Here is a 2,526-nt window from a genome sequence, read left to right on the forward strand (position 1 = left end):
TTAAGTGCAGCTAGAAATTCAGGTGATTTGCTACCTTAAGTGCAGCTAGAAATTCAGGTGATTTGCTACCTTTAAGTGCAGCTAGAAATTCAGGTGATTTGCTACCTTAAGTGCAGCTAGAAATTTAGGTCATTTACTACCTTAAAGTAATACAGTAAAAGAGGCGACTACACAGTCGCCTTTTTTACGAGAAAAAAATGAAATTTTACACTATATCAAGCAGATACATTGAATACCTAAAGGGATTCGAAGACAAAGTTCCCAATAGCGAAGATCCTAACTATCAGAATCCGAAAGCTTTCATTGGCATTGTGTTAGAGATTCAAGGGCATAAGTATCTAGCCCCTTTAACATCCCCAAAGCCATGGCATAGCACTATTAAAGAATCATCGCCTAGCTTCTTTAAGCTCCATGAAAATGGTGTCCCCGAAAATCAGCTCGGATTGATTAATCTGAAGTTCATGATTCCAATCATCGAAGCCGAAGTATCCTTACTTGACTTGAACGGTATGCCGAATACCGCCTACAAGAGAATGCTCTATAAGCAGCTCCAGTTTATTCGTGTAAATTCAGACAAAATAGCTGAGAAATCAGAGCTTTTAAGGAAGCTCGTCCTGCAAGGAAAAATGCAAGGAACATGTAATTTTTCCCTGTTAGAAGAAAAATACCGAGATTTCGGCAAAGAAGCTAATGACACGGAAGAAGGCGAGTAACGCTTCATTGCCATCCTGAATAGTGTCCGAAACCGAGTGATCTTGGACACTATTCAGGTCTAATATTCAAAACTCAACGGTTCGACTCACATACATAGTTCACGGTGAACCATATTATGATTAATACAAATACCAAAACTCAAATAAAAAACCGTTAAAAACAACAAGATAAAAAATTAACATCACTTTTATCTTTCTAGATAGATTTTTGTGAAGGCGTTACAACGCCTTCACACCCTGAGATAATAAAAACAACAAGAAGCGATTACGAGGGGTGAAAAATGTTTGAGAAAGGCGTGTGTCTGGTTGAGAGGCTTGCGAAAGTCGCAGCGGTAATAACTAACCTTGTGCTCTCACTTTCTATATTGGGATTGGTCTATTTCATCTTTCAAAACTTGGCCTTGAGGTGATTCATGCTGTACTGGAAAAAAATGCCTTCACTATGGATAGGAAATAGGATCGCTGAATTCAGCGATCTTGATACAGCAAAAGCTATAGCGGCATTAAAAATTTATTTAACATTCTGCCTGTTTTGCAAAGAGTCAGACTCTGGCCACAGAACGGTTGAGTTAACCTTTAGCAACCTTTGCGAGATAGCGTCATTAAGCCGTTCCTTGGTGAACGAAGGCCTTAAAATTCTTTATGCAAAAGAGCTGATAAAAAACATATCGCCGACTGCACGAAAAAAGATTTATACCGTGGATGTGCTAGAAAATCATAATGATGGATGGTGCAAGCTTCCATTTAAAGGAGTTGTCGACGAGGACAAAAAAATAAGTGCATTTCAATCCATGCACAACAGATATCCCTTTGAGTTACTAGCCTTACAAACTTACATGTATCTTCTTTACGCTCGTGATAATAACAGCGACTACACACTGGCTAGGAAAAAGACCATATGCAAAAAATTGAAATGCAAATTACCTGAACTAAACAAAGCAATCACCTACCTTATCCATATAGGTTTGCTTGATAGAGTTGTGAAAAAATCCATAGAAAACATACCTCTAGAGATGTTTCATGACTCGTACTATTTCTATATAAAAACAGGCAGTAAGAGCGCTCTAACCTACAGAAGGAAATCAGAACCGCCAGTTATTCCAGAAGCCGACTTACCATTTTGATTGTTTATTCCACACCAATTATCACACGGATTGAACATAACATCCGTTGCCCGCACCTCAGAAACGCGCTGAACGCGATTCTGACGCAAATACCGCAAAAAGAGATATTTTCCCCAAGGTAAACCGAAAAAATGCGTCAGGATCGTTTTCAGCTCGCTGCATAGCTATGCATGAAAGTGAATGGCGAACGGTTTGGGCGCATACGGTGCCCATGAGACACATTTTCGGACATTTTCAGTTCGTGAATCCCTGACTCATTGCTACATATCTGAACAGACACCCCTAGCAGCGCCCCCAGGGGCATCCTGTAAAAAAACACACCGCGCCGCTAGCAGCACCCCTAATATAAAATGATGTTTTTTATGAAAATAGTCAGTACCACCCCTACAAAGCGGTGTCGGCGCGGTGTTGTAGCCGCGCCGACACCGCTTTTTTAAATATCACAAAGAGAGCAAGAGAAACTAATTTGTCATAACTCTCTATTTATAAAGAAAAATCAGCAAAAAATTGTTTTTGCGTGGGGTGTGGGCATTTCAGGCATGAGAACAGACTCGCGTTTTTCCGGAGTATCAGCGGAATTATTGATTAAGAAACACTCGACGCAGAGCGAAATTTTATGCAACAGCGGCTGCACTGCACAGGGATTATTTATCAGTTGATATGCTGTGCCATGATACGTCCTAAAAAAA

At 40.1% G+C, this 2,526-nt stretch carries 2 protein-coding genes; both read left to right on the top strand.

Translation table 11 applies throughout. The features are described 5' to 3' along the window. Window positions 1-197 precede the first annotated feature (197 nt). Entirely contained in the window at window positions 198-713 is a 516-nt protein-coding gene (locus ACJHX7_RS26065) for a type III toxin-antitoxin system ToxN/AbiQ family toxin (protein WP_000675351.1), read from the top strand. Window positions 714-1,126: 413 nt separating this feature from the next. After that, a complete protein-coding gene (locus tag ACJHX7_RS26070; RefSeq protein WP_000967645.1) occupies window positions 1,127-1,837 on the top strand; it encodes a hypothetical protein in 711 nt (236 codons plus the stop codon). Window positions 1,838-2,526 lie beyond the last annotated feature (689 nt).

The organism is Escherichia sp. WS1451, from assembly GCF_046487365.1.
In the GTDB taxonomy this organism is placed as follows: domain Bacteria; phylum Pseudomonadota; class Gammaproteobacteria; order Enterobacterales; family Enterobacteriaceae; genus Escherichia; species Escherichia coli.